General features: G+C 72.2%; 26 protein-coding genes, 1 tRNA gene and 1 pseudogene. 14 read left to right on the top strand and 14 right to left on the bottom strand.

Annotation, left to right across the window (positions count from 1 at the left end):
• The first annotated feature begins 172 nt into the window (after nt 1-172).
• The 8 genes from SVTN_RS19690 to SVTN_RS45610 all read left to right on the top strand — a co-directional run bounded on the left by SVTN_RS19690 (nt 173) and on the right by SVTN_RS45610 (nt 5517).
• Nucleotides 173-703 (top strand): tRNA adenosine deaminase-associated protein, encoded by a 531-nt coding sequence (locus SVTN_RS19690; RefSeq protein ID WP_041130293.1) that lies wholly within the window; start codon nt 173-175, stop codon nt 701-703.
• 245 nt (nt 704-948) lie between these two features.
• The gene (tadA, locus tag SVTN_RS19685; protein ID WP_041134062.1) at nt 949-1377 is read left to right on the top strand and encodes a tRNA adenosine(34) deaminase TadA; all 429 of its coding nucleotides are present in this window, start codon (nt 949-951) and stop codon (nt 1375-1377) included.
• A gap of 55 nt (nt 1378-1432) precedes the next feature.
• A tRNA-Ser gene (locus SVTN_RS19680) sits at nt 1433-1517 on the top strand.
• A 424-nt stretch (nt 1518-1941) separates the two neighbouring features.
• Nucleotides 1942-2106 carry a hypothetical protein gene (locus SVTN_RS44825; protein WP_167352206.1) on the top strand — a complete coding sequence of 55 codons (165 nt, stop codon included), beginning with the start codon at nt 1942-1944 and terminating at the stop codon, nt 2104-2106.
• 9 nt (nt 2107-2115) lie between these two features.
• Nucleotides 2116-2409 carry a Dabb family protein gene (locus SVTN_RS19675; protein ID WP_041130292.1) on the top strand — a complete coding sequence of 98 codons (294 nt, stop codon included), beginning with the start codon at nt 2116-2118 and terminating at the stop codon, nt 2407-2409.
• A 228-nt stretch (nt 2410-2637) separates the two neighbouring features.
• Entirely contained in the window at nt 2638-3486 is an 849-nt protein-coding gene (locus tag SVTN_RS19670) for an RNA polymerase sigma factor SigF (protein ID WP_041134061.1), read from the top strand.
• 235 nt (nt 3487-3721) lie between these two features.
• A complete protein-coding gene (locus SVTN_RS19665) occupies nt 3722-4636 on the top strand; it encodes an RNA polymerase sigma factor SigF (RefSeq protein WP_041130291.1) in 915 nt (304 codons plus the stop codon).
• Between the two features lie 581 nt (nt 4637-5217).
• Nucleotides 5218-5517 (top strand): hypothetical protein, encoded by a 300-nt coding sequence (locus SVTN_RS45610; RefSeq protein WP_052499213.1) that lies wholly within the window; start codon nt 5218-5220, stop codon nt 5515-5517.
• Here SVTN_RS45610 and SVTN_RS19655 read toward each other — a convergent pair.
• Genes SVTN_RS19655 through SVTN_RS19645 form a run of 3 tightly spaced genes read right to left on the bottom strand, consistent with a single transcriptional unit; the run spans nt 5498 to nt 7870 of the window.
• Entirely contained in the window at nt 5498-6322 is an 825-nt protein-coding gene (locus SVTN_RS19655; RefSeq protein WP_041130290.1) for an alpha/beta fold hydrolase, read from the bottom strand. The genes SVTN_RS45610 and SVTN_RS19655 overlap by 20 nt on opposite strands.
• Nucleotides 6319-6891: a TetR/AcrR family transcriptional regulator gene (locus tag SVTN_RS19650; RefSeq protein WP_041130289.1), complete on the bottom strand. Its 573-nt coding sequence runs from the start codon at nt 6889-6891 to the stop codon at nt 6319-6321. The genes SVTN_RS19655 and SVTN_RS19650 overlap by 4 nt, the downstream gene beginning before the upstream one ends.
• A gap of 55 nt (nt 6892-6946) precedes the next feature.
• Nucleotides 6947-7870, bottom strand: a complete 924-nt coding sequence (locus SVTN_RS19645; protein ID WP_041130288.1) for an oxidoreductase — start codon at nt 7868-7870, stop codon at nt 6947-6949.
• Nucleotides 7871-7943: 73 nt separating this feature from the next.
• On the opposite strand from SVTN_RS19645, the gene SVTN_RS19640 reads away from it, so the two are divergent.
• A complete protein-coding gene (locus tag SVTN_RS19640) occupies nt 7944-8555 on the top strand; it encodes a TetR family transcriptional regulator (RefSeq protein WP_041134059.1) in 612 nt (203 codons plus the stop codon).
• Between the two features lie 83 nt (nt 8556-8638).
• Here SVTN_RS19640 and SVTN_RS19635 read toward each other — a convergent pair whose 3' ends face one another.
• Complete coding sequence (locus tag SVTN_RS19635) at nt 8639-8872, bottom strand: hypothetical protein (protein WP_030685489.1); 234 nt, start codon at nt 8870-8872, stop codon at nt 8639-8641.
• A gap of 159 nt (nt 8873-9031) precedes the next feature.
• On the opposite strand from SVTN_RS19635, the gene SVTN_RS19630 reads away from it, so the two are divergent.
• Together SVTN_RS19630 and SVTN_RS19625 are read left to right on the top strand one after the other, a co-directional pair.
• On the top strand, nt 9032-9481 hold the full coding sequence (locus SVTN_RS19630) for a MarR family winged helix-turn-helix transcriptional regulator (RefSeq protein ID WP_041130287.1): 450 nt from the start codon (nt 9032-9034) through the stop codon (nt 9479-9481).
• 100 nt (nt 9482-9581) lie between these two features.
• Nucleotides 9582-11090, top strand: a pseudogene (locus SVTN_RS19625) (MDR family MFS transporter); the annotation flags it as partial.
• Between the two features lie 103 nt (nt 11091-11193).
• On the opposite strand, the gene SVTN_RS19620 reads toward SVTN_RS19625, so the two are convergent.
• The 9 genes from SVTN_RS19620 to SVTN_RS19580 form a co-directional block, all read right to left on the bottom strand.
• The gene (locus tag SVTN_RS19620) at nt 11194-12021 is read right to left on the bottom strand and encodes a TetR/AcrR family transcriptional regulator (protein ID WP_041130285.1); all 828 of its coding nucleotides are present in this window, start codon (nt 12019-12021) and stop codon (nt 11194-11196) included.
• A 35-nt stretch (nt 12022-12056) separates the two neighbouring features.
• Nucleotides 12057-13556: an MFS transporter gene (locus SVTN_RS19615; RefSeq protein WP_041130284.1), complete on the bottom strand. Its 1500-nt coding sequence runs from the start codon at nt 13554-13556 to the stop codon at nt 12057-12059.
• 89 nt (nt 13557-13645) lie between these two features.
• Nucleotides 13646-15772, bottom strand: coding sequence for a glycosyltransferase family 39 protein (locus SVTN_RS19610; RefSeq protein WP_041130283.1), 2127 nt, complete (start codon nt 15770-15772; stop codon nt 13646-13648).
• Nucleotides 15769-17028, bottom strand: coding sequence for a bifunctional glycosyltransferase family 2/GtrA family protein (locus SVTN_RS19605; protein WP_041130282.1), 1260 nt, complete (start codon nt 17026-17028; stop codon nt 15769-15771). The genes SVTN_RS19610 and SVTN_RS19605 overlap by 4 nt, the downstream gene beginning before the upstream one ends.
• Nucleotides 17029-17054: 26 nt before the next feature.
• Entirely contained in the window at nt 17055-18584 is a 1530-nt protein-coding gene (locus SVTN_RS19600; protein WP_041130281.1) for a sensor histidine kinase, read from the bottom strand.
• A 5-nt stretch (nt 18585-18589) separates the two neighbouring features.
• On the bottom strand, nt 18590-19333 hold the full coding sequence (locus tag SVTN_RS19595) for a response regulator transcription factor (RefSeq protein WP_041130280.1): 744 nt from the start codon (nt 19331-19333) through the stop codon (nt 18590-18592).
• Between the two features lie 140 nt (nt 19334-19473).
• Nucleotides 19474-20349, bottom strand: coding sequence for an amidohydrolase family protein (locus SVTN_RS19590; RefSeq protein WP_041130279.1), 876 nt, complete (start codon nt 20347-20349; stop codon nt 19474-19476).
• Nucleotides 20336-20671: an antibiotic biosynthesis monooxygenase family protein gene (locus SVTN_RS19585; RefSeq protein WP_041130278.1), complete on the bottom strand. Its 336-nt coding sequence runs from the start codon at nt 20669-20671 to the stop codon at nt 20336-20338. Before SVTN_RS19585 ends, SVTN_RS19590 begins: the two co-directional genes overlap by 14 nt.
• Nucleotides 20672-20756: 85 nt before the next feature.
• The gene (locus tag SVTN_RS19580) at nt 20757-21623 is read right to left on the bottom strand and encodes a DUF2797 domain-containing protein (protein ID WP_041130277.1); all 867 of its coding nucleotides are present in this window, start codon (nt 21621-21623) and stop codon (nt 20757-20759) included.
• A 27-nt stretch (nt 21624-21650) separates the two neighbouring features.
• Here SVTN_RS19580 and SVTN_RS19575 point away from each other — a divergent pair, with 27 nt between their 5' ends.
• Nucleotides 21651-22073 (top strand): hypothetical protein, encoded by a 423-nt coding sequence (locus tag SVTN_RS19575; RefSeq protein WP_041130276.1) that lies wholly within the window; start codon nt 21651-21653, stop codon nt 22071-22073.
• Here the strand turns inward: SVTN_RS19575 and SVTN_RS19570 are convergent.
• Entirely contained in the window at nt 22058-22882 is an 825-nt protein-coding gene (locus SVTN_RS19570) for a BRO family protein (RefSeq protein ID WP_041130275.1), read from the bottom strand. The genes SVTN_RS19575 and SVTN_RS19570 overlap by 16 nt on opposite strands.
• A 152-nt stretch (nt 22883-23034) precedes the next feature.
• Between SVTN_RS19570 and sigJ the strand changes: the two genes are divergently transcribed.
• The gene (gene sigJ, locus SVTN_RS19565; RefSeq protein ID WP_041130274.1) at nt 23035-23982 is read left to right on the top strand and encodes an RNA polymerase sigma factor SigJ; all 948 of its coding nucleotides are present in this window, start codon (nt 23035-23037) and stop codon (nt 23980-23982) included.
• A gap of 114 nt (nt 23983-24096) precedes the next feature.
• Nucleotides 24097-25278, top strand: a complete 1182-nt coding sequence (locus SVTN_RS19560; RefSeq protein ID WP_041130273.1) for an NAD(P)/FAD-dependent oxidoreductase — start codon at nt 24097-24099, stop codon at nt 25276-25278.
• Nucleotides 25279-25338 lie beyond the last annotated feature (60 nt).

Raw genomic sequence — 25338 nt, 5'->3', positions numbered from 1 at the left:
CCGTGCGCCGGGGTCGCACGCCCACCCGATCGCGGGGTCGTTCAGACTGATGCACGACGCAAGAGCCGAAGACCTCTCCAGACGGCGTCGTATCTGTCACGATGCCGATTGGGCGGGGCATCAGGCTCGCGCCGCCGGAACGTCACACCTCTGATCAGTGGGAGAGAGTCAGGTGTACTTCGCCGCACTGCTCGCGCGCACCGAAGACGGGTGGGAAGCGAGCGACACGGAGCTCGACGACGTGGAGACCCTGTCGGATCTGGCCGAGCTCGCCCGTGAGGCCTCGGACGACGACACGGTGATCGTCTTCATCGAGCAGGAGGACGCGTGGTTCGGGATCGTCCGGATCGAGGGTGAGGAAGACCCTCGCATCTACGTCTCGGACGGGGCCGCCGCCGCCCGTTCCTCGTACGGGGAGATGCTCACCCGGGAGCTCCTCGGTGACGACCTGGACGACCTGGTCGACGACCTCGACGACCTGGACCTGGACGGCACCGAGGACGGGGAGCCGCTCGACGCCGACGAGGACGACGAGGCGGGCTCCGTCGCCGCCGAGGCCGTCCCGGCCGCCCCGGTGGGCGACCGGCTGATCCTGGCGGACCTCGGGATGTCGGCGGAGGACCTGCTGGCCCTCGACAGCGACGCGCTCGCGGAGATCGCGGACGCGCTGGGCGCCGCCGAGGTCCTGGAGGCCGTCCGCTAGTGACCCCTGCAGTACCTGTTCCCGAGCGGCCGACCGGTGCGACGCCGGCCGCCGTTCCCGACCCCGTACCGAACCCCGACCCGGGCGCGGCGCCCGATCCCGTGCGGGACGCCGTTCCCGACCCCGTACGGGACGCCGGCCCGGACGCCGTACGGAACCCCGAACCGGGCGCGGCATCCGACTCCGTACGGGACGCCGGCCCGAACGCGGCGCCCGACCCCGTGCGGGACCCCTGGCGGGAGGCCATGCGGCTCGCCATCGCCGAGGCCGATGCGGCCGCGCCGGCCGGTGACGTACCGGTCGGCGCGGTCGTGCTCGGCCCGGACGGCGCGGTGATCGCCCGCGCGCACAACGAGCGGGAGGCCACCGGCGACCCCACCGCGCACGCCGAGGTGCTCGCCCTGCGCCGGGCCGCCGCGGCGACCGGCGAGTGGCGGCTGACGGGCTGCACGCTGGTCGTGACCCTGGAGCCGTGCGTGATGTGCGCGGGCGCACTCGTCCAGTCGCGCGTCGAGCGGGTGGTGTTCGGGGCGCTCGACGAGAAGGCGGGCGCGACCGGTTCGCTCTGGGACCTCGTACGGGACCGTCGGCTCAACCACCGCCCCGAGGTGATCCAGGGCGTCCTCGGCGAGGAGTGCGCGGCCCAGTTGACGGCCTTCTTCCGCACCCGCTGACCTGCGACGGGATACGGATTTCATCGCAGCGGAACTTTGGGCTAAGCTCTCTCTCGGTAGCGTGTCCGAGCGGCCGAAGGAGCTCGCCTCGAAAGCGAGTGTGGCGCAAGTCACCGAGGGTTCAAATCCCTCCGCTACCGCTTCGATCGAAGGGCCCGACGCATCAAGCGCCGGGCCCTTCGGCGTATCTCCCCTCCGTACCGGACCCGTACGGGACTCGTACGCGAAAGGCCCCGGTCCGCGCTCGTCGCGCGGCCGGGGCCTTCTCACGCAGGACGGGGGGAACGGCATCGGGGGGACAAGCCGCTCCCCCCGACGAGAACCGGTCCGGCAAGTCCTGCGCCGCGTTCAGGGGGGAAGCCCGCGGCACGGACCCCGCAGTGCGGGCCGGTTCCTTCGAGCCCCGCCGATTCCTGCCAGATCCGCCGGGCTCGACATCCATACTGCTCGCCCGTCACCCTTCCGTGTGGCGGCGAAAGGCCCGGATCGCAGGGCCCTTGGTCCATAAGGGCTCGGTTAGAGTGGCGCGGTCGTACGGGCGGGGGAACTGGGGAGGGCGGGGCAGTGGCGCAGGCGAAGAAGGTCGCGCTGTACGCGGTCATGGTCTTTATCGTGTACACGATCGTCACCTCCCCGGCCCGGGCGGCCGATCTGGTGCAGGTAGGGTTCGAGGGCATTTCCAGCGCAGCCCAGGGAGTCGGTCAGTTCATGACCGAACTCATCAATTAGGAGCTCTCCGTGATCCGCCACCTGGTCCTCTTCAAGCTCAACGACGGCGTCAAGCGCGACGAGCCGCGCGTGGTCGCCGGTGTCGAGGCGTTCCGCGCGCTCGGCGGGCAGATCCCGGAGCTGAAGTTCTGGGAGTGCGACTGGAACATCACGGACCGGCCGATCGCGTACGACTTCGCCATCAACTCGGCCGTCGAGGACACGGACGCGCTCCAGCGCTATCTGGACCACCCGGCGCACCAGGCGGGCGTCGCCCAGTGGCGCGAGTTCGCCACCTGGGTCATCGCGGACTACGCCTTCTAGTCCTCGCTCGTACCGGGGCCCCCTGCCGTCGCGGCGGGGGGCCTTTTCCGTGCGTGACCTCCCCTTTTTCCGCCAACATGCCCTCAACACGTGACTATGCGGTGCTTGCACACAGTGGACATGTCTTGTGATGCTATGACCGCTTTTGACGGATGAGTTGACCGTAGTTGACCCAGTGACCCAGTTACCCAGTCGACCAGCAAGACCAGCCAAAGGGGTGGCGTGAACGTGCCGGCCAGTACAGCACCTCAGGTCCCGCCCCAGCACGAGGCGGGCGGAGCCGTGGACACCCCGCGCCCCCGGCCCCAGAGCAGCCGCGGCGCCGACACCCGCGCCCTCACCCAGGTGCTCTTCGGGCAGCTCAAGGACCTGGAGCCCGGCACCCCCGAGCACCACCGGGTGCGCGGGGCCCTCATCGAGGCCAACCTGCCGCTCGTGCGGTACGCGGCGGCCCGCTTCCGCTCCCGCAACGAGCCGATGGAGGACGTCGTCCAGGTCGGCACCATCGGCCTCATCAACGCCATCGACCGCTTCGACCCCGACCGCGGCGTGCAGTTCCCCACCTTCGCGATGCCGACCGTCGTCGGCGAGATCAAGCGGTACTTCCGCGACAACGTCCGGACCGTGCACGTGCCGCGCCGGCTGCACGAGCTCTGGGTCCAGGTGAACGGCGCCACCGAGGACCTGACGACCGCTCACGGCCGCTCCCCCACGACCGCGGAGATCGCCGAGCGGCTGCGGATCGGCGAGGACGAGGTGCTCGCCTGCATCGAGGCCGGCCGCTCGTACCACGCCACCTCCCTGGAGGCCGCACAGGAGGGCGACGGGCTGCCCGGACTGCTCGACCGGCTCGGCTACGAGGACCCCGCCCTGGCCGGCGTCGAGCACCGCGACCTCGTCCGCCACCTGCTCGTCCAGCTGCCCGAACGGGAGCAGCGGATCCTGATGCTGCGCTACTACAGCAACTTGACCCAGTCCCAGATCAGTCAGGAGCTCGGCGTCTCCCAGATGCACGTGTCAAGGCTCCTCGCCCGCAGCTTCGCCCGCTTGAGATCCGCAAACAGGATCGAGGCGTAACCGGAACGGGTAGACCGGTTCGGAGCAGTTCTCCGACACCCCAAATGCCGTACACCCCTTGTTTCCTGCGGAAATGTCAGCTGTCTGTGTCGACAAGTCACTACAGCGTGTTGCCGACATGTGACATTCTGCTGGAACCGAGTTTGCCGCAGCCCCGCCGCCGGTATTCAGGTGGAGGCTGCGTTCCTCAGATGGTCGCGGCCACCGCGACCGTCCGCGACCTCAAGGGGGTGGCATGTCCACAGAACTGGGCAGCTCGAAGGTGCTCACGCTCACGCCCGTTCCCGTGCCCACGCAGACGACGGCGCCGACCGCGACCGACAGCACGGAGACCGCGGAGACCGCGCCGCCGCCGATGACGGTCACGCCCGGAGCCCTCGACACCCGCACCCTCTCCCGCTCCCTGTTCCTGCGCCTGCGCGCCCTCGACGACGAAGGCGCCGCCGCCGACAGCCCGGAGCGGACCTACGTCCGCGACACCCTCATCGAGCTCAACCTCCCCCTCGTGCGGTACGCGGCGGCCCGCTTCCGCTCCCGCAACGAGCCGATGGAGGACATCGTCCAGGTCGGCACCATCGGCCTGATCAAGGCGATCGACCGCTTCGACTGCGAACGCGGCGTGGAGTTCCCGACGTTCGCGATGCCGACCGTCGTCGGCGAGATCAAGCGTTTCTTCCGCGACACCTCCTGGTCGGTCCGCGTCCCGCGCCGGCTCCAGGAGCTGCGCCTCGCCCTCACCAAGGCCAGCGACGAGCTCGCCCAGAAGCTCGACCGCTCCCCCACCGTCCCCGAACTCGCCGCCGTGCTCGGGGTGTCGGAGGAGGACGTCGTCGACGGCCTCGCCGTCGGCAACGCGTACACCGCCTCCTCGCTCGACTCCCCCTCGCCCGAGGACGACGGCGGCGAGGGCTCCCTCGCGGACCGCCTCGGCTACGAGGACTCGGCCCTCGAAGGCGTCGAGTACCGCGAGTCGCTCAAGCCGCTCCTCGCCAAACTGCCGCCCCGGGAGCGGCAGATCATCATGCTCCGCTTCTTCGCGAACATGACGCAGTCGCAGATCGGCGAGGAGGTCGGCATCTCCCAGATGCACGTCTCGCGGCTCCTCACCCGCACCCTCGCCCAGCTGCGCGAGGGCCTCATCTCCGACTGACTTCCCCGAAACCCCGGTTTGTTGACGACTCGTCAGCCAGACTGGGGCGTATGAGGCGTAGGAAGCCGGGACTCGTGGCGGTGGCGCTCTGCCTCGGTGGGGCGCTGACCGCGTGCGGTGGCGGAGGAGACGGCGAGGGGTACGCGGCGGTCGGCGCCGTCCCCTCCCCCAAGGGCGCGACCGGCCCCTCGGGTGTGGTCAGGCTGGTCCCCCTGGAGCCCTCGGAGAGCGGGACGACGTCGAGTACGTCGTCCCCGTCGCCTGCGGGCCCCGGGGCGTCTTCCGGGGCGCCCGGGGCGCCCTCTGCCGGCGGGAGCGGGGCCTCTTCCGGTCCTTCCGAGGCGCCTGGGGTGTCTGGGACGCCTGGGGCGTCTGAGTCCCCCAGGGCCTCCGGGTCTTCTCGTACGGACACGGGCACGGGATCAGGACCGGGATCCGGTACGGGATCGAGTACGGCTCCGACGGCCGCGCCCGGCGGCGGAGGGGCCGGGACCACCGCCCCGCCCCGTACCCCCGGCACGACGCCGACGCCCACCACGCCCCCGCCGTCCCCCACGCCGACCCCCGTACCCGGGCCCGCCGTGCTCACCGTCTCCGCGCCCACCCTCGCCGACGCCGACAAGCGCTGGTGCCAGCGGGTCACCGTGACCTTCCGCAACACCGGTGGCTCCGCCGCGACTTCGGGCACGGTCGGCTTCGCGACGCACATCATCGGGCTGCTCGGCACCGACTGGGGGACGGTCCCCTCCAGCCAGCCGCTGCCCGCGCCGATCGCCGCCGGGACGGCGCGGACCCGGACGTACACGGTGTGCGTGGACTCCTGGCGGGTGCCGATCGGCATGCGGGTCGACACCCGCGAGGTCACCGCGACATGGCGCTGACCAGCACCTTCGCGAACTCCGCCGGGTGCTCCACGCAGCCCACGTGCCCGCCGGGGAACTCGACGGTCTCCGCCCCGGTCAGCTCCGCGATCCGCCGGGACGGCCCGACCAGCGCCTCCTGACCCGCCGACTCCCGCCCGATGCCGAGCGTCAGCTTCCCGGCGGCGGCGCGCAGGCCGTCCACATCCGGGGCGGAGGAGGAGAAGGGGCACAGGACGTGCTCCAGGAACACCGGCATGTTGGCGGCCATGCGGGAGGCCATCGGCCGGATGGAGGCGGGCAGTTCGCCGTGCTGCCGCTCCGGCTTCCGGCCGTCCGGCGTCTCGGAGAACCGGGCCATCGCGGGCCCGAGCCCCTGCGTGCGGTGCAGCTCGCGCACCTCGGCGAAGTGGTCGCGGTACGGGGCGGGGTCGGCGAGCAGCTCCACCAGGGGCGGCTCGTGGGCGACGAGCCGGCGCACCCGGTCCGGGTGGGCGGCGAGCAGGGCGAGGGCGACGATGGCGCCGGAACTGCTGCCGAAGACGTACGCGGGCTCGTCCGGCGAGACCGCGTCCAGGACGGCGAGGGCGTCCTCGCGCCACTCGGCCACCCGCTGGTCGCCGAGGGGCCCGTCGAGCGGGCTGCGCGACAGGCCGCGCTGGTCGTAGGAGACCACCGTGTGCCCGGCTTCCGCGAGCAGGTCCGCCATTCCTTCGAAGAGCCCGGCGTCCCCCGCGCCGCCGGGGACGAGGAGGAGGACGGGGCCGGTGCCGCGCGTCTCGTGGTGGAGGGTGGCTCCCGGGACCTTCAGCGTTCCGACGTTCATGAACTGTTCCCCCAGTTCTCCAGGACGTGATGGAGCGCGTCGAGCGAGCGCGCCCAGGACTCGGCGACGGGGCGGGAGTGCGCGAAGCCGCCGCTCAGTTCGAGGTGGATGTAGCCGTGGAAGGTGCTGCGGAGCAGGCGGCCCGCGTCGGTGAGGTCGGGTTCGACCAGGCCGTAGCCGCGCAGCATGCCGTACGTGAGCTCGACGGCCCGCAGGAGGACGGCGGTGTCGGCGACCTCGGCCGGGTCGATCCGCTGCTGGGTGGCCGCGTACCGCCCGGGGTGGGCGAGGGCGTAGTCGCGGTAGGCGTCGGCGAAGGCGACGAGTGCCTCCTTGCCGGAGCGGCCGGCCACGGCGGCGCCGATGGCGTCGTTCATCTCGCCCGAGGCGAGGAGCGCGAGCCGGACCCGCAGGTCCCGCAGGTTCCGGATGTGCGAGTAGAGGCTCGCGTCCTTGACGCCGAAACGGCGGGCGAGGGCCGAGACGGTGACCTTGTCGAGGCCGCTCTCGTCCGCCATTTCGGCTGCGGCCCGTACGAGGCCGTCGACGGTGATTCCCGCGCGCACCACAGATGCTTCCCCTTCCTAGGGATCCTAGGAAGGAACCTAGCAGCCCTAGGCATGCTCAGGAACTGAGAAAACGCACTCCGGTCAGGCGCTCCGACTCCTCCCACAGCCGGCGGCCCGTCCCGGGGTCGGCCGCCGCGTCGGAGAGGCGTACGCGGGTCGGGGTGCCGCGCAGTTCGCCCATGCCGTCCGGGCCGATGAACTCGCCGCCCGCGACGGACGGGTCGGTCGCCGCGTACAGCTGGGGCAGCGCGCCCCGCTCCGGGCGCTGGGCGAGCAGCGGATTGCCGACGCGCCCGAAGAACAGCTTCGCCAGACCGGAGGTGTCCTTCATCTGGAGGCTGGTCGCCGTGTAGCCGGGGTGGGCGAGCACGCTGCGGACCGGGCTCGCGATCGTGGTCAGGCGGCGGTGCAGCTCCTTGCCGAAGACGGCGTTGGCGAACTTCGACTGGTTATAGAAGGCCATCGGCGCGTAGCCGTGCTCGCCGTTCAGGTCGTCGAAGCGGAGGCTGCCCTGCCGGTGGTTGATCGAGCTGACCGTGACCACCCGGGGGTCGGTTCCGGCGGCGAGCAGGTCGAGCAGCAGGCCGGTGAGGGCGAAGTGCCCGAGGTGGTTGGTGGCGAACTGGAGCTCGTGGCCCTGGGGGCTGAGCGTGCGGGGCGGGGCCATCACGCCCGCGTTGTTGACGAGCACGTCGAGGCGGGGGTGCTCCGCGCGCAGCCGCTCGGCGAAGGCCCGTACCGAGTCGAGGTCGGCGAGGTCGAGCGGGCGGACGTCGAGGAGACGGGCGTCGACCCCGAGGCCCTCGGCGGCCCGTCGGCCCTTCTCCTCGTCCCGTACGGCGAGGATCACGCGCCCGCCCCGGCGGGCGAGCTCGCGGGTGGTGGCGAGGCCGAGACCGCTGTTGGCCCCGGTGACGACGAAGACCCGTCCGGTCTGGTCCGGGATCAGGTCGGCGGTCCAGCGCTGCTTGTCAGTCATGCGGCACACGTTGCCGTTCGTGTCACCGAGTGTCAAGCCTGGCTCTGGATGCCATCGACGGCACCGCGTTACCATCGGGCCCGTGACCACCCTCGCCCAGCGCAAACGCCAGCTCGTCGCGACCGAGCTCACCGAGGCGGCGCTCCAGCTGCTCGCCCTCCGGGGCTTCGACGCGGTGACCGTCGACGAGATCGCGACCACCGCCGGGGTCTCCAAGCGGACCTTCTTCCGGTACTTCGCGTCCAAGGAGGACGTGGTCGTCCAGTTCCTGGCCGGCATGGGCGCCGACATGCGCGCGGGGCTCGCCGCCCGGCCCGCCGGGGAGCGCCCCTCCGAGGCGCTGCTTCACACCGTCTCCGTACCGCTGGCCGCCTGCGGCGACCACGCCGAGCGGGTGCTTCCGGTGGTCCGGCTGATCCTGCGGACGCCCGCGCTGCTCGCCCGCCTCCTCGAACACCAGGCGCGATGGCGGGAGGAGCTGGCGGAGGAGCTGGCGGCCCGGCTCGGCCGCGATCCCGAGGCCGACCTCTATCCCCGGCTCGCGGCGGGCATGGCGCTCGCCGCCTTCGACGCCGTACTGCACCGGTGGAGCGGGGGCGAGGGGGAGGCCGCCGAGGATCCCGGCGCGCTGATCGGGGAGGCCTTCGCGCTGCTCGCGCCCGCCCTGGACTCCGTAAGCGCATGAACCTGGACTCGGTGGGCGCATAAAAAAGTGGGCCGGGTCCGCGCGATGCGGATCCGGCCCACCCCTACGGGGGTACGGAGCGGTCAGCCCAGCGCCAGCCAGGCGACGGCCGCCAGGACGACGATCACGGCGACGACACCGACGATCAGGCCGACCCGCGGGCCGCCCGACGCGGCCGCGGCCTGCGGCTGCTGCCGCTGCGGGGTGCCCTCGTCGACGAAGGCGCGGAACATCTGGGTGCTGCCGGCGGGGTCGTAACCCTCGGGGCCCTGAGGGGGCTGGCCCTGGCCGTACGGTGCTTGCGGGTTGTGTGCCATGGGCCAGGACCCTAGCGAAGTCGGGGTGGGGGCCCCAAGCCCCGGCTCCCCCCACCCGCCTTTGCCGATTCTTTAGCGCCGTTTGACCGATTTAGTTTGCCTGAAGCAACCATCCATCTCTATGGTTGCCCTAAGCAACAAGATGGACGGGGGTGCCCGATGGCGACACGGAACAGGTACGAGGAACTCGCCCGCTCGGTGAGCGCGATCGGAGCCGTGAAGCGCGGACTCGCCCGCGCCCTGCCCGTCGAATGCCAGGGCGGCTCGGCGGCCGTGCTCGCCCTGGTCAAGCACCACGGCGCCATGCGGATGAGCCGGCTCGCCGAACTCATGGCCGTCGACATGTCCGTGTGCAGCCGCCATGTGGCCCACACGGTCGAACACGGCTGGATCGAGCGCCTGCCCGACCCGGACGACAAGCGCTCCCGCATCCTGCACCTCACGGAACCGGGCCACGCGATGCTCGGCGAGCTCGACCGCCGAGTGACCGAGGCCTTCTCCCGCCACCTCACGGAGTGGTCCGACGACGACGTCGAACTCCTCACCCACCTGCTCGCCCGCCTCCGCGACTCCTTCGGGGACTGCCGGGTCCAGGCCCACCACGCTTGAGAAACGCCTGAGAAAAAGGAAGTTCATGGCTACGACCACGCCCGACACCGGTGCGCGGGACGGCGTCACCGGTACCGGCGGTGGCGGCGAGACCGCCCCGATGACGCACCGGCAGATCATGGAGGCGCTGTCCGGGCTGCTGCTCGGCATGTTCGTCGCCATCCTGTCCTCGACGATCGTCTCCAACGCCCTCCCCCAGATCATCACCGACCTGGGCGGCGGCCAGTCCGCCTACACCTGGGTGGTCACCGCCTCCCTCCTGGCGATGACCGCGACCACCCCGCTCTGGGGCAAGCTCGCCGACCTCTTCTCCAAGAAGCTGCTCGTCCAGATAGCCCTGATCGTCTACGTCACGGGCTCGATCGTCGCCGGCCTCTCGCAGAGCACCGGCATGCTCATCGCCTGCCGCGTCGTCCAGGGCATCGGCGTCGGCGGTCTGACCGCCCTCTCCCAGATCATCCTGGCCGCGATGATCGCCCCGCGTGAGCGCGGCCGGTACAGCGGCTACCTGGGCGCCACCTTCGCCGTCGCCACCGTCGGCGGCCCGCTGCTCGGCGGCGTCATCACCGACACCGACTGGCTCGGCTGGCGCTGGTGCTTCTACGTCGGCGTGCCCTTCGCGATCATCGCCCTGATCGTCCTGCAGAAGACCCTGAAGCTCCCCGTCGTGAAGCGTCAGGTCAAGGTCGACTGGGCCGGCGCCTTCTTCATCAGCGCCGCCGTCTCCCTGCTCCTCGTCTGGGTCACCTTCGCGGGCGACAAGTACGACTGGATGTCCTGGCAGACGGCCGCCATGGTCGGCGGCTCGGTCCTCCTCGGCGCGGTCTTCGTGTTCGTCGAGTCCAAGGCGAGCGAGCCGATCATCCCGCTCCGCCTGTTCCGCAACCGGACGATCACCCTCGCCTCGCTCGCCTCGCTCTTCGTGGGCGTCGCGATGTTCGCCGGCACGGTCTTCTTCAGCCAGTACTTCCAGCTGGCGCGGAACGAGTCGCCGACGATGTCCGGCGTCCTCACCATCCCGATGATCGGCGGCCTGTTCGTCTCCTCGACGGTCTCCGGCCTGATCATCACCAAGACCGGCCGCTGGAAGGCCTGGCTGGTCAGCGGTGGCGCCCTCGCCGCCGGCGGCCTCGGCCTGCTCGGCACGATCCGCTACGACACGGCGTACTGGCACATCGCGCTCTTCATGGCGGTCCTCGGCCTCGGCCTCGGCATGATGATGCAGAACCTGGTGCTCTGCACCCAGAACCAGGTCGCCCCCGCCGACCTCGGCGCCGCCTCCTCCGTCGTCACCTTCTTCCGCTCCCTGGGCGGTGCGATCGGTGTCTCGGCGCTCGGCGCGGTCATGGCCCACCGGGTCACGAACTACGTCAAGGAGGGCCTGGCCGAGCTCGGCCCGAAGGCCGCGGCCGCCATGGGCAAGGGCGGCTCGGGCGGCGGCATCCCCGACATGGACAAGCTGCCGGCCCCGATCCGCACGGTCATGGAGGACGCGTACGGGCACGGCGTCGGTGACGTCTTCCTCTACTCGGCGCCGTTCGCGCTGCTCGCCTTCGTGGTGACGCTGTTCATCAAGGAGGTCGCGCTGAAGAGCAACGCGGCGAAGGCCGACAAGAAGTAGCCGACAGGAAAAAGACTCCCGGGCGCGCTTCGAGCGGAGGCGCGGCCGGGTCCGGTACGGAGCGGCGGGCAGGGGACGGCCCGCCGCTCCGTCATTTCTCCGCTGCTTCTTCCGCTGCCTCGCGCGCTTCTTCTGCTGCCTCGCGTGCTTCTTCTGCCGCCTCGCGCGCGACCATGACCTCGATGCCGGCGATCAGGACGTCCAGGGCGTAGCCGAAGTCGCGGTCCCAGAGGGCGCTGAGGTCGTCGTGCGAGGTCCGCTCGTCGAGGATCTCCCGCAGGCCCTCGATCCGGTCCGTCAGCTCCGGGTCGTTCCGGAAGGCGTTGACCGAGTCCACGTAGAACTCGTCCTGCGACATCCCGGCCTCCGCCGCGCGCCGGCCGAACTGGGACTCGATCGTCCCGTAGCCGTACACGAACTGGAAGACCGCCGACATCGCGCTCGGCCTGCGGTCGAGGGAGAGGCCGGTCTCCTTGATCGTGTCGTGGATCTTGTGGCCGACGGCGATCGAGTTCGGGCCGATGTTCAGGTACTGGCCGGCGCTCGGCGACATCCAGCCGTGGCGGACCAGCATCCGCCGGTAGTCCAGGGCGAGCAGCCGGATCCGGGTCTGCCAGTCCTCGGCCGCGTCGACCGCCGCGAGGTCGATCTCGCCGTAGACGCTGTCCATGGCGTACTCGAGGATGTCGTCCTTGGTGTCCACGTACCAGTACAGGGACATGGCGGTGACGCCGAGTTCGGTCGCGAGCTTGCGCATGGACAGCTTGGCGAGGCCCTCCTCGTCGAGCATCCGGACCGCGGCAGCGACGATCCGGTCCCGGTCGAGCCCGGCCGGGCCGCCGCCGCCGCGGGTGGCTCTCTTCTCCAGCCAGACGCTGGAACGCGCCGGGTTCTTGGCCCGATCGGCTGCCTTGACCATCGCGTTCCTCCGTCTGTCAGCGGTCCGTCACCATGCTAGGCAGCGACCGGCTGCTCGGCGGTCACGGCCTTCTCCGCGCGTTCGGCCCGCTTGAGCAGGGCCGCCGCGAGGAGACCACCGGCGAAGACGGCGATCGCGCCGACCAGCTGGCTGGTCTGGAGGCCGGAGGCGAAGGCGTCCGAGATCTGCCGGCGCTCGGCCTCGCCGCCGGCGGCGGCCAGGGCGGCCGGGAGGGAGCTCGCGGTGACGGCGACGAGGGCGGCGAAGCGGGCGTTGAGCACGGCTCCGAGGACGGCGACGCCCAGGCCGTTGCCGAACTCGGCCAGGGTGCCGTTGATCCCGGCGCCCACGCCCGCCTTCTCCGGCGGGATCGCGCTCATCACCGCGTTGGCCATGGCCGGGGAGGAGACGGCGATGCCGACGCCCATCAGGACCAGGCCGAGCAGCATGCCCCAGTAGCTGCCGTCCGTGCCGCCGCCGAGCAGCGCGATCGAGGTGAGGCCGGCGGCGACCAGGGTCATGCCGAGGACGACGGTGGGCGGGGTGCCGAGCTTCACGACGATCCTCGGGCCGACGCCGGTCAGGTTGAGGCCGACGATCGTCAGGGCGAGCGGCGCCATCCGGAGACCGGCTTCGAGCGGCTCGTAGCCGAGGACGAACTGCAGGTGCTGGGTGAGCAGGAAGAGCGAGCCGCCCATGCCGAAGACGACCAGGATCGAACCGCCGATGGCGCCGATGAACTTCTGGTTCCGGAAGAAGTGCATGTCGAGCATCGGGTACGGGGTGTGCAGCTCCCACAGCGCGAAGGCGCCGAGCCCGAGGACACCGATCCCGGCCGGGACGAGGACCTGCGCGGAGAGCCAGCCGTGCTCGGGGCCGCTGATGATCGCGTACACGACGGCGGTCATGCCGATGGTGGAGAGCAGCGCGCCGAGCAGGTCGGGGCGGTCGCCCTGCGGGTTCTTGGACTCGGGGACGAGCTTGAGGACGGCGACGAGGGCGATCACCGCGACCGGGATGTTGACCAGGAAGATCATTCCCCACCAGAAGTGGTTCAGGATCACGCCGCCGATCAGCGGGCCGCCGGCGAAGCCGAGCGAGGCGACCGTGGACCAGAGCGCGATGGCCTTGACCCGCTCCGCGTCGTCGAAGATCTGCATCACGACGGCGAGGGTGGTGGTCATCAGGAGCGCGCCGCCGACGCCCATGCCCGCGCGGGCGGCGATCAGCTGCGCGGTGGAGCCGGCGAGTCCTGCGGCGAGCGAGCCGAGGCCGAAGAGCGCGAGGCCGGTGGCGAGGAGCTTCTTGCGGCCGTAGCGGTCGGCGGCGTTGCCGGCGGTGAGCAGCAGGCCGGACTGGACGAGCGAGTACGCGTTGATCATCCACTGGATGTCGGTGGTGGAGGCGTGGAGTTCGGAGGTCAGCGAGGGGATGGCGACGCTGAGGACGGTGTTGTCGAGCAGGACGGTGAGCTGGGCGAGACAGATGACGCCGAGGATCAGCCAGCGTTGTGGATGGCGGGCGGGGGTTGTCATGGGACGCTCCTATACGGTGTACGAGGCCAAGGCTCGTACACCGTATAGGAGGTCTCGTACGCTGTATAGCGGTTATTTTTTCGGGCCGGCTACTTCTTCTTGGTCAGGTCGTAGAAGGTGGCGCCGTCGACCGTGACCTTCTCGAAGGTCTCCTCGGCCCAGGTGGAGATGGCGGAGTTGCCGCCGCCGAAGCCGCCGCCGGACGCGATGAAGTAGTGGATCCGCCCCTCTGCCACGTACTGCTTGAACTGCGCGAGCGTCGGCGACGGATCGCTGCCGTTGAAGCCGCCGATCGCCATCACCGGCTTTTCGGTGGCGAGTTGGTAGCTGGCGGCGTTCTGGGAGCCGATGGCGGCGGCGACCCAGGTGTACGAGTCGGCGTCCGCCAGGAGCTTGGCCTTGGCGGCGGTGCCGACCGTGGCGCCGTTGAGGAGACCGCCGACGGCGCCGGGGCGGACGCCCTTGGGGGGCTGCGCGGGACCGCCGGGGGCCGCACCTCCGGGGGCCTGACCGCCGGGGGCTTGGCTTCCGGGGGCTTGGCCCATGCCCTGGCCGCCGGGGGGCCGGCCCGCGCCCTGGCCGCCGGGGGCCTGGCCGCCGGGGAGCTGACCGCCGCCCTGGCCGCCCGGTCCCGGACCGTACAGGACGAACATCGGGGCGCCGCCGCGCATGCCGGGCCCCCGCCCGCCCGTCGCGGCGCCCGCCGGGCCCGCCGTCACGATCGAGCCCGTGTGCCCGGCGTTCACCGTCGTCAGGGTGTACGCGAACGGCCCCACGAGCCCCGCCGCCAGGCCGAGGCCCGCCACCCCGAGCCCCCACCGCCGGTCGACCCGGCCCGCGAAGAGGAGACCCAGCGCCGCGACCCCGCCCGCCGCCAGGACCGTCCAGCGCAGCCACGGCAGCCAGTCCGGCGTACGGCCGAGCAGCGTCCAGGCCCACCAGGCCGTCACCGCGACGGCCGCCCCGAGGGTCGCGGAGGCGAGGAACCTCGTCCGCTCCTCCCACAGCACCGCCGCGCCCATGCCGATCAGCGCCGCGAGGTACGGGGCCAGGGCCACCGTGTAGTACTCGTGGAAGATACCGGCCATGAAGCTGAACACGGCCAGCGTCATGAGCAGCGAACCGCCCCACACCAGGAACGCGGAGCGCGCCGTGTCCGTCCGGGGCGCCCGCCAGGTGACGACGAGTCCGGCGACGAGCAGGATCAGCGCGGCCGGCAGCAGCCAGGAGATCTGACCGCCCACCTGGTCGTTGAACATCCGGCCGATGCCGGTCTCGCCCCAGCCGCCGCCAACCCGGGTCGGGAGTTCCATGCCGGCCGGCAGATCCACCGTCATCCGGCCCGGGCCGCCCTTGCCACCGCCGCCCACACTGCCGACCTCGTTGCCGTTGATGCGGCCCAGGCCGTTGTAGCCGAAGGTCAGCTCCAGGAAGCTGTTCTTCTGCGAGCCTCCGATGTACGGGCGGGAGGACGCCGGCCACAGTTCGACCAGGGCCACCCACCAGCCTGCCGACACGAGGAGCGCGAGCCCGCCCAGGCCGAGCCGCCCGAACCGCCGCGCCGGGCCGCCCGGCGCGCACACCACGTACACGAGGGCGAGCACCGGCAGGATCAGGAACGCCTGCAGGGTCTTGGCCAGGAACGCGAACCCGAGCGCCGCCCCGGCCCACATCAGCCACCGCGCGGCGCCCTTGTCCAGCTCCAGGGCGCGCAGGACGCAGTAGACGGCGACCGTCATGAGCAGCGCGAGCAGCGCGTCCGGGTTGTTGAAGCGGAACATCAGCGCGGCGACCGGGGTGAGCGCGAGCACCGCGCCCGCGATCAGTCCGGCGCCCGCGCTGAACCGCCGCCGGACCGCCGCGTACAGGACGGCGACCGTGGCGACCCCCATCAGCACCTCGGGCAGCAGGATCTGCCAGGAGCCGAGCCCGAAGAGACGGACGGACAGGGCCATGGGCCAGAGGGCGGCCGGGGGCTTGTCGACGGTGATGGCGTTGGCGGCGTCGAGCGAGCCGAAGAAGAACGCCTTCCAGCTCTGGCTGCCCGCCTGGACGGCGGCGGAGTAGAAGGAGTTGGCGTAGCCGCTGGCGCTCAGGTTCCAGAGGTAGAGGGCGGCGGTGGCGAGGAGCAGGCCGAGGAAGGCGGGCCGCACCCAGGGCGCGTCCTCGGCCCGCCCGCGCCGGCAGCGCCGTACGAGCGGATTCAGGGTGGTCATCGTTCGTTCCTTGCTGAAGCGCGGTCCGGGAAGACCCAGAGCCGGAAGAGGAGGAAGCGCAGGACGGTCGCGGCGAGGTTGGCGACGATCAGGACGGCGAGCTCGGTGGAGTGCGCCGGATCGCCGGTCGCCGCGCCGAGGGCGGCGAGCGAACCGCTGGTCAGGGCGAGGCCGATGGCGAAGACCACGAGCCCCTGCGCCTGGTGGCGGACGGCCCGGTCCCGGCCCCGTACGCCGAAGGTGAGGCGCCGGTTGGCGGCCGTGTTGGCGACGGCGGAGACGAGGAGGGCGGCGGCGTTGGCGGGCTGCGGGCCGACGCCGAGGCGGAAGGCCGAGTACAGCGCGAGGTAGAAGAGCGTGGACAGGACGCCGACCACGCAGAAGCCGACGAGCTGGCGGGCGAGGCCGCCCGGCACGCCGTTCAGCTCGCGGTCCCGGGGGTCGTCGCCGAACGGCCGGGCGAGCCGGTCGAGGGGCAGCGAACCGGTCGCGAGGGCCCGCCCCACCCGCCACACGCCCTTCAGGTCGTCGGTGGCGGTCTTCACGATGTGGACGGTGGAGTCGGGGTCGTCGATCCAGTCGACCGGCACCTCGTGGATGCGGAGCCCGGCCCGCTCGGCGAGGACCAGCATCTCGGTGTCGAAGAACCAGCCGGTGTCCTCCACCATCGGAAGGAGTCGCTCGGCGACCTCCCGCCGTATGGCCTTGAAGCCGCACTGCGCGTCGGAGAACCGGGCGGCGAGGGAGGAGCGCAGGATCAGGTTGTAGGCGCGCGAGATGAACTCCCGCTTCGGCCCGCGCACCACCCGCGAGGAGCGGGCGAGCCGGGAGCCGATCGCCAGGTCCGAGTGGCCGGAGATGAGCGGTGCGACCAGCGGGAGCAGCGCGTTGAGGTCGGTGGACAGGTCCACGTCCATGTAGGCGAGGACGGGCGCGTCCGAGGCCGACCACACGGTCCGCAGCGCCCGGCCTCGGCCCTTCTGTTCGAGGCGTACCGAACGCACCTCGGGCACCTCGGCCGCGAGGGCGGCGGCGACGTCGGGCGTCGTGTCGGTGGAGGCGTTGTCGGCGACGGTGATGCGGAAGCCGTACGGGAAGGTCCGGAGGAGGTGCTCGTGGAGCCGGCGGACGCACGGCTCCAGGTCCTTCTCCTCGTTGTGGACGGGGACGACCACGTCCAGGACGGGCCGCCCGGCGGCGCTCACCGGAAGGTGTTCCCGGGCGGGGAGGGCTTCCCCGATGGTGTGGATTCGCATGACGGGGACCCTTCCGGGGCCCGCTGTCACGGCTGTGTGATGAGCCTGTGCCCTGCCTGTGAGTCCTGTGCTGCGGGGAGCCGGACGGTGAAGACGGTCCGGCCGGGGACGCTCTCGACGTCCACGTCGCCGCCGTGGGCGAGCACGACGGCACGCACGATGGCGAGGCCGAGGCCGGTGGAGCCGGCGTGCCGGGAACGGGAGGCGTCGCCGCGTGCGAAGCGCTCGAAGACGGCGGGGAGCAGCTCGGGCGGGATGCCGGGACCCTCGTCCTCGACGTCGACGAGCACGGCCGAGCCCTCCGCACGCACACGGGCGGTGACCTTGGTGCCGGGCGGGGTGTGGGTGCGGGCGTTGGCGAGGAGGTTGACCAGGACCTGCTGGAGCCGGGCGACGTCGGCCCGTACGACCGCGCCGTCCGTGGGCAGTTCGAGGCGCCAGTGGTGGTCGGGTCCGGCGGCACGGGCGTCGCTGACGGCGTCCACGACGAGCGGGACGAGGTCGGCGGTCTCGTACGAGAGGGGGCGGCCGGCGTCGAGCCGGGCGAGCAGCAGGAGGTCCTCGACCAGGCCCGTCATCCGGGCCGCCTCGGACTCGATGCGCAGGAGGGCGTGCCGGGTGTCGGGGCCGCACTCCTCGTGGCCGCGCCGGGTGAGTTCGGCGTAGCCCCGGATCGAGGCGAGCGGGGTGCGCAGCTCGTGGCTGGCGTCCGCGACGAACTGCCGCACCCGGGTCTCGCTCTGCTGGCGGGCGTCGAGGGCCGAGTGGACGTGGTCGAGCATCCGGTTGAGGGCCGCGCCGACCTGGCCGACCTCGGTGCGCGGGTCCGCCTCGGCCTCCGGGACGCGCTGATGGAGCGCCACCTCTCCGCTGTGCAGCGGGAGTCGGGCGACCTGACGGGCGGTGATGGCGACCCGGCGCAGTGGACGGAGGGCGATCCGGACGAGCACGGTCCCGGCGAGCGAGGCCGCGACGAGCGCGGCGCCGGTGACGCTCAGCTCGACGAGGACGAGGGTGGAGAGGGCGTCCTCGACCTCGGTGAGGGGGATGCCGGCGAGAAGCTCGCCGCGTTCCCCGGCCGCGTACTCGACCCGGTACGAGCCGAGGCCCCCGGGCATTTCCACGGTGTGCGGCCGGCCGTCGCGAGGAACGGCGGCGAGCGCGGCCCGCTGGGCCGCGTCGAGCATGCTGACCCGAATGAGCCGCTCGTACGGCCCACTGCCCCCGGCCTCCGCCGAGTACCCGGCCGAGGTCACCTCGCCGTCCTTGAGGACCGCGCCGAGGGTGCCGAGGGTGCCGGGTCCCTGGAGGAACATGAGGGGGTCCTTCAGGTGGACCGAGCCGGGTGAGCCGGGCGCCAGGGGCGCGCCGACCGGCGGCCCCGCCGCCCGGTCCGCGATGTCGTGGACCTGCTCGTCGGCCTGGTCGTACAGGTACGAGCGGAACGCGATGGCCGTCACCGTGCCGATCACCGCCGCGACGACCGCGATCAGCGCGACCGCCGAGACGACGAGCCGGGTCCGCAGCGACCACGGCCGCCCACGTCGTACGCGCACGAGAGCTACTCCCCGGGCTTGATCAGATAGCCGGCCCCCCGCCGGGTGTGGATCATCGGGGACCGTCCCGCGTCGATCTTCCGGCGCAGATAGGAGATGTAGAGCTCGACGACGTTGGCCTGGCCGCCGAAGTCGTACGACCAGACCCGGTCGAGGATCTGCGCCTTGCTGAGCACCCGGCGCGGATTGCGCATGAGGTAGCGCAGCAGCTCGAACTCGGTCGCGGTGAGGTGGATGGAGTCGCCGCCCCGGGTGACCTCGTGGCTGTCCTCGTCGAGGGTCAGGTCCCCGACGGCGAGCAGGGACTCGCTGCGCGTCTGCGCGGCCCCGGACCTGCGGATGAGGCCGCGCAGCCGGGCCACGACCTCCTCCAGGCTGAAGGGCTTGGTGACGTAGTCGTCGCCGCCGGCGGTGAGCCCGGCGATGCGGTCCTCGACGGCGTCCTTCGCGGTCAGGAACAGCACGGGCACGTCGGGCAGCTCGCGGCGGATCGAGCCGAGCAGGCTCAGCCCGTCCACGTCCGGGAGCATGACGTCGAGGATGACGACGTCGGGCCGGAACTCGCGCGCGGAGCGGAGCGCGGCGGCCCCGTCCCCGGCGCTGCGGACCTGCCAGCCCTCGTAGCGCAGGGCCATGGAGAGCAGCTCGGCGAGCGAGGCCTCGTCGTCGACGACGAGGACCCGGACGGCGGTTCCGTCGGCGCGGAGCATGTCGGCGCGGGTGCCGGTGCGGCGTGTGGTGACGGTCATGCCCCCAAGGTGACGGCCGCCACTGAGAGGTCTCTTTCCCTTTCCTGTGAATTCCCTGAGAAAGGGACCGGGGGCCGGGGCCTCAGGGGATCAAGGTTTCACGTGAAACGACGCGGCTCGGTTTCACGTGAAACAGCAGCTCAGGGTTTCACGTGAAACAGCGCGGCTCCGTTCTCGTACAGGACCCGCCGGAGCCAGTCGTCCCCGAGCCCGAGGCGTTCGAGGGCGTGGAGCTGGTGGGCGTACGGGTACGGGATGTTCGGGAAGTCCGAGCCGAGGAGGATCCGGTCGCCGAGGTCGAGGAGCCGCCCGCGCTCGGCCTCGGGGAAGGGCGCGAGCCGCTCGCTGAAGTCGGTGAAGGCCATGGTGGTGTCGAGGTGGACGCCCTCGTACCGCTGGGCGAGGTCGAGGAAGTCGCCGTACTCGGGCATCCCCATGTGGGCGACGATCACCCGCAGCCGGGGATGGCGGGCGAGCAGCCGCGCCATGGGCCCGGGTCCGGTGAACTTCCCCGGGCTGGGGCCCGAGCCGCAGTGCACGACGACGGGGGTGCCGCTGTCGGCGAGGGCGCCCCAGGAGCTGTCGAGCGCGAGGTCGGTCGGGTCGAAGCCGCCGACCTGGAGGTGCGCCTTGAAGACCCGGGCGCCGGCGTCGAGGGCCTGGTGGACGTATTCGGCGACGCCCGGCTCGGGGAAGAGGGTCGCCGTGTGCAGGCAGTCGGGGGTGCGGGCGGCGAAATCGGCGGCCCAGGAGTTCAGCCAGGCGGCCATGCCGGGCTTGTGCGGGTAGAGCATCGCGGTGAAGGCGACCGCACCGAACCCGCGCAGGAGGGCGAGCCGGCGCTCCTCCTCCTCGCGGTAGGTGATGGGCCACTCCACGCCGGTCAGGGGCCCTACGGCGTCGAAGTACGCCCAGACCTTGTCGAGGACGTTCTGCGGCATGAAGTGCGTGTGCACGTCGACGAGCCCGGGGATCCCGAGCCGCGTCAGCAGTGCTTCGGTCTCACTCGCGCTCAAAGCTGTAACTCCGCTCGACCTTGCCGATGTGGACGCTGTAGCTGTCGTACCAGTGCTTCCGCCCGTGCGCCTTGGCGGCCTGGTGCTCGGTGTGGAGGCGCCAGGTGTCGAGGGCCTCCAGGTCGCGGAAGTAGGCGACGGTGATGCCGATGCCGCCGGGGGTGCGGGCGGACTCGTAGCCGAGGAAGCCGGGGATGTCCCGGACGATCTCCTGCATCCGGACGGAGGTCTCGGCGTAGCCCTCGGGGGCGTCGGGACGGATCGAGGTGAAGACAGCGGTGTAGTAAGGCGGTTCGATGCCCGCCACGAGCTTCTGGGTCATGTGATCACCCTCGCCGGGCGGGCCGGAGGATGTCCACGGCCCCCGTCCAAAGGGATCCAAGACTTTACGAAGGCGGATCCAGGGCTCAGAAAAGCCCCTCCTGGGCGCTCTCGACCACCGGAGCCACCGCCGTCACCGGCACGGAGAAGCCCTCCCCCTCCCCGGCCGCCTCGAGGATCCAGCCGCCCGTGAGCCGGGTGTCGAGGGCGAGGCAGCGTCCGTCGGGGGCGAGGAGGTGCAGGTCGGGGCCGGCGGCGGCGAGCAGCCGTCCGATGACGACGCCGCCGTCGACGAGCTCGGCGACCGTGCCGTCGAGGCGCGGCAGCCCGTCGAGACGGAACACCCCCACGTGGTCGCGCGCGGCGAACTCCAGCGGCTCCAGGGTCTCCGTCCAGCCGCCGACCGCCCGCGCGCGCCGGTACAGCTCCTCGACCTCGCGGGCCCGGTCCTCGGTGGGCGGCAGGGCGTGCCGGGCGGCCCGCTTCCGCTCGTACGCGACCCGGTCGGGCACGCCGAGGGCCTGCCGCAGGACCTCCTCGGTGCGCCGGGCGGCCATGAGCGGGCCCCGGCCGAGCCAGCTGAACGCGACGGCCCCCTGTTCCAGGAGCCGGGCCTCGCCCCGGGCCTCGGCGGTGATCCCCACCTTGGTCATCCCGGGCCCGAACCAGGCCAGGTAGACGCGGTACGGCTGCGGGTCGTCCGCGATCGTGTCGGCCGCGACGGAGTGGGCCCGGTCGAGCCGCGCGCACTCCGGGCACCGCCCGCCGGTGGCCCGCCCGGGGACGGCGGCCTCCAGGGGGCAGGGGTTCCCCCGGGCCCCGGGACACCGCCGGACCCCGACGGCCCGGAAGGCGAGCCGCTGCCCGTACGCGAGCGCACTGACGCGGCCTCCCCGCCACCGCAGCCCGGGCACCCCGCCGCCCCAGCCGATCCCCCGGCACCACCACTCCACGCCGCCCACCCCTCCTAGGCTCCCTGGATGTCCAGTCTCCGCCACATCCGCTTCCAGTCCCCGATCAGAAGTCCACGGGGCCACCACCCCGGCGTCTTCGGCCTGGCCAACGCCCTGGCCCGGGAGGGCCGGCTCTCCCCCGGGGAATGGACGGTCTGGCGCGCCTCGAACGACTGGTACGACGCCCACTTCCCGAACCCGACGGCGGTGGACCCGACGGTCTACGACCCGGCGGTGAACCCGGGGGCCGCCGCCTGGTTCCGGCCGACGGCGACCGAGGCGCTGGCCCGGGTCGCCCCGTACCTGCGCATCCTGCGGGACCACGGCGTGCCCTGCGTACGCCTGGAGTCGGCGGACCCGGGGCGGATCGTGTACGAGGACGCGTACCAGGTGGTGGCGGTGGGACCGGCCTTTCGGGGACAGGACGCAGCGGCTCACGGCAGCACGTAGATGCGGGTCCCGTCCGGGGCCGGGCGGCCCACCTCGCGCATGCAGCCGCGTTCCAGGAGGAGGCGGACGCAGTCGCGGACGCGTTCGCCGGAGAGGCCGGTGCGGCGGGTGACGTCCTGGGGCCGGTAGCGCACCCCGCCCCGGACGAGCGCGGGCGCCAGGCAGGAGGCGACCGTCCGCATGTCCCCGGTGATGGCCCAGGACTCGACGAGCTGCTGCGGGGTGAGCGCGACGGCGGCGCCGGTGCGCTGGCGGGGCACGGCGAGGCGCTCCAGGGAGTCGGCGACCCTGGAGAGGCTCTGCCGGGTCTCGCGGAGCAGCTCCGCGTACGCGACGTGCTCGGCGTACTCGACGTGCTCGTCGAACCGGCTCTCGAGCCGTACGAGGACGTCGACGAGCTCCGGCGGCAGCAGGAACCCGGCGTGCACCGGCGAGGGTTCGAGCCCGTACCCGCCGTACCGCTGGACCGCCGCCACCACCCCCGCCGTCCACGCCCGGAACGGTCCGGCCTCCGGTCTCCTGCACGCCCCGACGAGCTGGACGAGACCCTCCAGGCTCACCATCCGGGTCGACGCCCGGATCCCGGCGGACCGGCCGGGGAACCCCGCGCCCCCGTCGAGGTCCCGCGCGGCCGCCAGGCACTCCTCGGGCAGCGTCACGGTCCGCAGCGCCTCGCGCGTCCCCGCGTATCCGAGCCGTTTCGCCACGTCCACCACCGGGAACCAGTGGGACCCGTCCGGCGCGGTCAGCCGCCGCAGTCGTGCTCCGGTGGCGACGTGCACCAGGTCATCGATGTCGATCGCATCCATCGATCATCACCTCCGCCGGGCAAGCTAAGCCGAGGGCATATTCAACTGACATGCAAATCAGACAGGTTCACCCAAAAGGGGAAGCGCTTGCGGACACGGCGGGGCCTCGCCGCCCTGCCGCCGCGCACCCCGCCCGGACTAGGATCCGAACCATGCCTCTGACCTTGAGCGACGTGGACCGCTTCGAGGCCTCCAGGCCCCGCCTGGAGGCGATCGCCTACCGTCTCCTCGGCTCGGCGAGCGAGGCCGAGGACGCCGTGCAGGACACGTTCCTGCGCTGGCAGGCCGCCGACGTCGACCGCATCGAGGTCCCCGAGGCCTGGCTGACGAAGGTCCTCACCAACCTGTGCCTCAACCAGCTCACCTCGGCCCGCGCCCGCCGCGAGACGTACGTGGGCGAGTGGCTGCCGGAGCCGCTGCTCGTCGGCGACCCGATGCTCGGCCCCGCCGACACCGCCGAGCAGCGCGAATCGGTCTCGTACGCGGTCCTCGCCGTCATGGAGCGCCTCTCCCCCAACGAACGCGCGGTGTACGTGCTGCGGGAGGCCTTCGACTACCCGCACCGGGAGATCGCCGAGATCCTCGACATCACCGAGGCCGCCAGCCAGCAGATCTTCCACCGCGCGAAGAAGCACGTCGCCGCCGGCAAGGCCCGTACGGAGATCGACGAGGCCGAGGCCCGGCGGATCGTCGAGGAGTTCCTCGCGGCCGCCACCAGCGGCCGTACCGAGCCGCTCGTACGGCTGCTCACGGGCGACGCCATCGCGATCGGCGACGGCGGCGGCAAGGTCCCGGCGCGCGCCAGGGCGTTCGAGGGCGCGCTCGCGGTCGCGACGTTCATGCGGGGCCTGTTCAAGCCCAGTACCGCCAAGCGGAAGGTCATCGGCGGTTCGCCCGACGTCTACGCGACGACCGCCAACGGCGTCCCCGCCGCGGTCGCGGTGCTCGACGGCCGGGTCGTCGGCATCATGTGCCTGGAGGTCACGGCCGAGGGCATCACCGCCTTCCGCAACCAGGTGAACCCGGACAAGCTGGAGCGTGCGACGAGGCACTGGGCGGCCACGGACCACGGAGAGCCCCTGCTGACGGCGGCCTTCTGACCCCCGCCCACTCCATGTGACCCAGCTCACACCCCACACCTGTCAGGAATCGCCGGGCCGCCCGGTTCAAGGGGCGAAACCGCGCGAGACCCTCGCCCAGACAGGAGCAGGCACATGCAGCAGCACCGGATCATCGTCCTCGGGGCCGGCTACACCGGAGCCATCGCCGCCGGGCGCCTCGCCAAGCAGCTCCACCGCGAGGACGTGGCCATCACCCTCGTCAACGCCGAGCCCGACTTCGTCGAGCGGGTCAGGCTGCACCAGCTGGCGGTCGGCCAGGAGCTCACGCCCCGGCCCTTCAGCGAGATGTTCGCCGGCACCGGCGTCGAGCTGAAGCTCGCGAGGGTGACCGCCGTCGACGCCGACCGCAGGACGGTCACGGTCGAGGGCGCGAACGGCGCCGAGGAACTCGCGTACGACACCCTCGTCTACGCCCTCGGCAGCGGCTGGAACACCCAGGGCGTCCCCGGCACCGCCGAGCACGCCCACGAGATCTCCAGCCGCCCCGGCGCGCTCCGGCTGCGCGAGCGCCTGGCCGCCCTGGAGGCCGGGCAGTCCGTGGTCGTCGTCGGCGGCGGCCTCACCGGCCTGGAGGCCGCCACGGAGATCGCCGAGGCCCGCCCGGACCTGGACGTCGCGCTCGCGGCCCGCGGCGGGCTCGGCGACTGGCTCTCGGACAAGGGCCGTGCGCACGTACGGAAGGTCTTCGCCGGCCTCGGCATCACGGCGTACGAGCACACCGCCGTCACCGCGGTCGAGGCGGACCACGTGACCACGGCCGACGGCAAGACGATCCCGGCCGCGGTCACCGTCTGGACCACCGGCTTCGCGGTGCACCCGATCGCGCGGGCCACCACCCTGGAGGTCGCCGAGAACGGCCAGATCATGGTGGACGAGACGATGCGCTCGGTCTCCCACCCTGACGTGTACGCCGTCGGCGACGCGGCCCTGGCGATGGGTCCGGGCGACAAGCCGCTGCGGATGTCGTGCGCCTCGGGCACCCCGATGGCCTGGCAGGCGGCCGACGCCATCGCGGCCCGCCTGACGGGCGGGAAGCTCCCGAAGACGCCGCTGCGCTACTTCAACCAGTGCATCTCGCTGGGCCGCAGGGACGGCCTGATCCAGTACGTCACCGCCGACGACCGCTCGGTCAGCGCGGCCCTGACCGGCCGACTCGCCGCCCGCTACAAGGAGCTGATCTGCAAGGGCGCGGCCTGGGGCGTCGCCAACCCGAAGCTCGGCATCCCGACCCGCCCCCGCCGCGTCCTGCGCACCCCCGTCGGGGCCACGGCCTGACCCGGCCCGCGGAACGGGCGCCCTCCCGGAGAGCGGCGCCCTCCGCAGCCCCGGCTGCCG

Origin of the sequence: Streptomyces vietnamensis (assembly GCF_000830005.1) — a bacterium.
Classification (GTDB): Bacteria; Actinomycetota; Actinomycetes; order Streptomycetales; family Streptomycetaceae; genus Streptomyces; species Streptomyces vietnamensis.
Note: the sequence above shows the minus strand (reverse complement) of the source record. Positions and strands in the feature narration are given on the sequence as shown.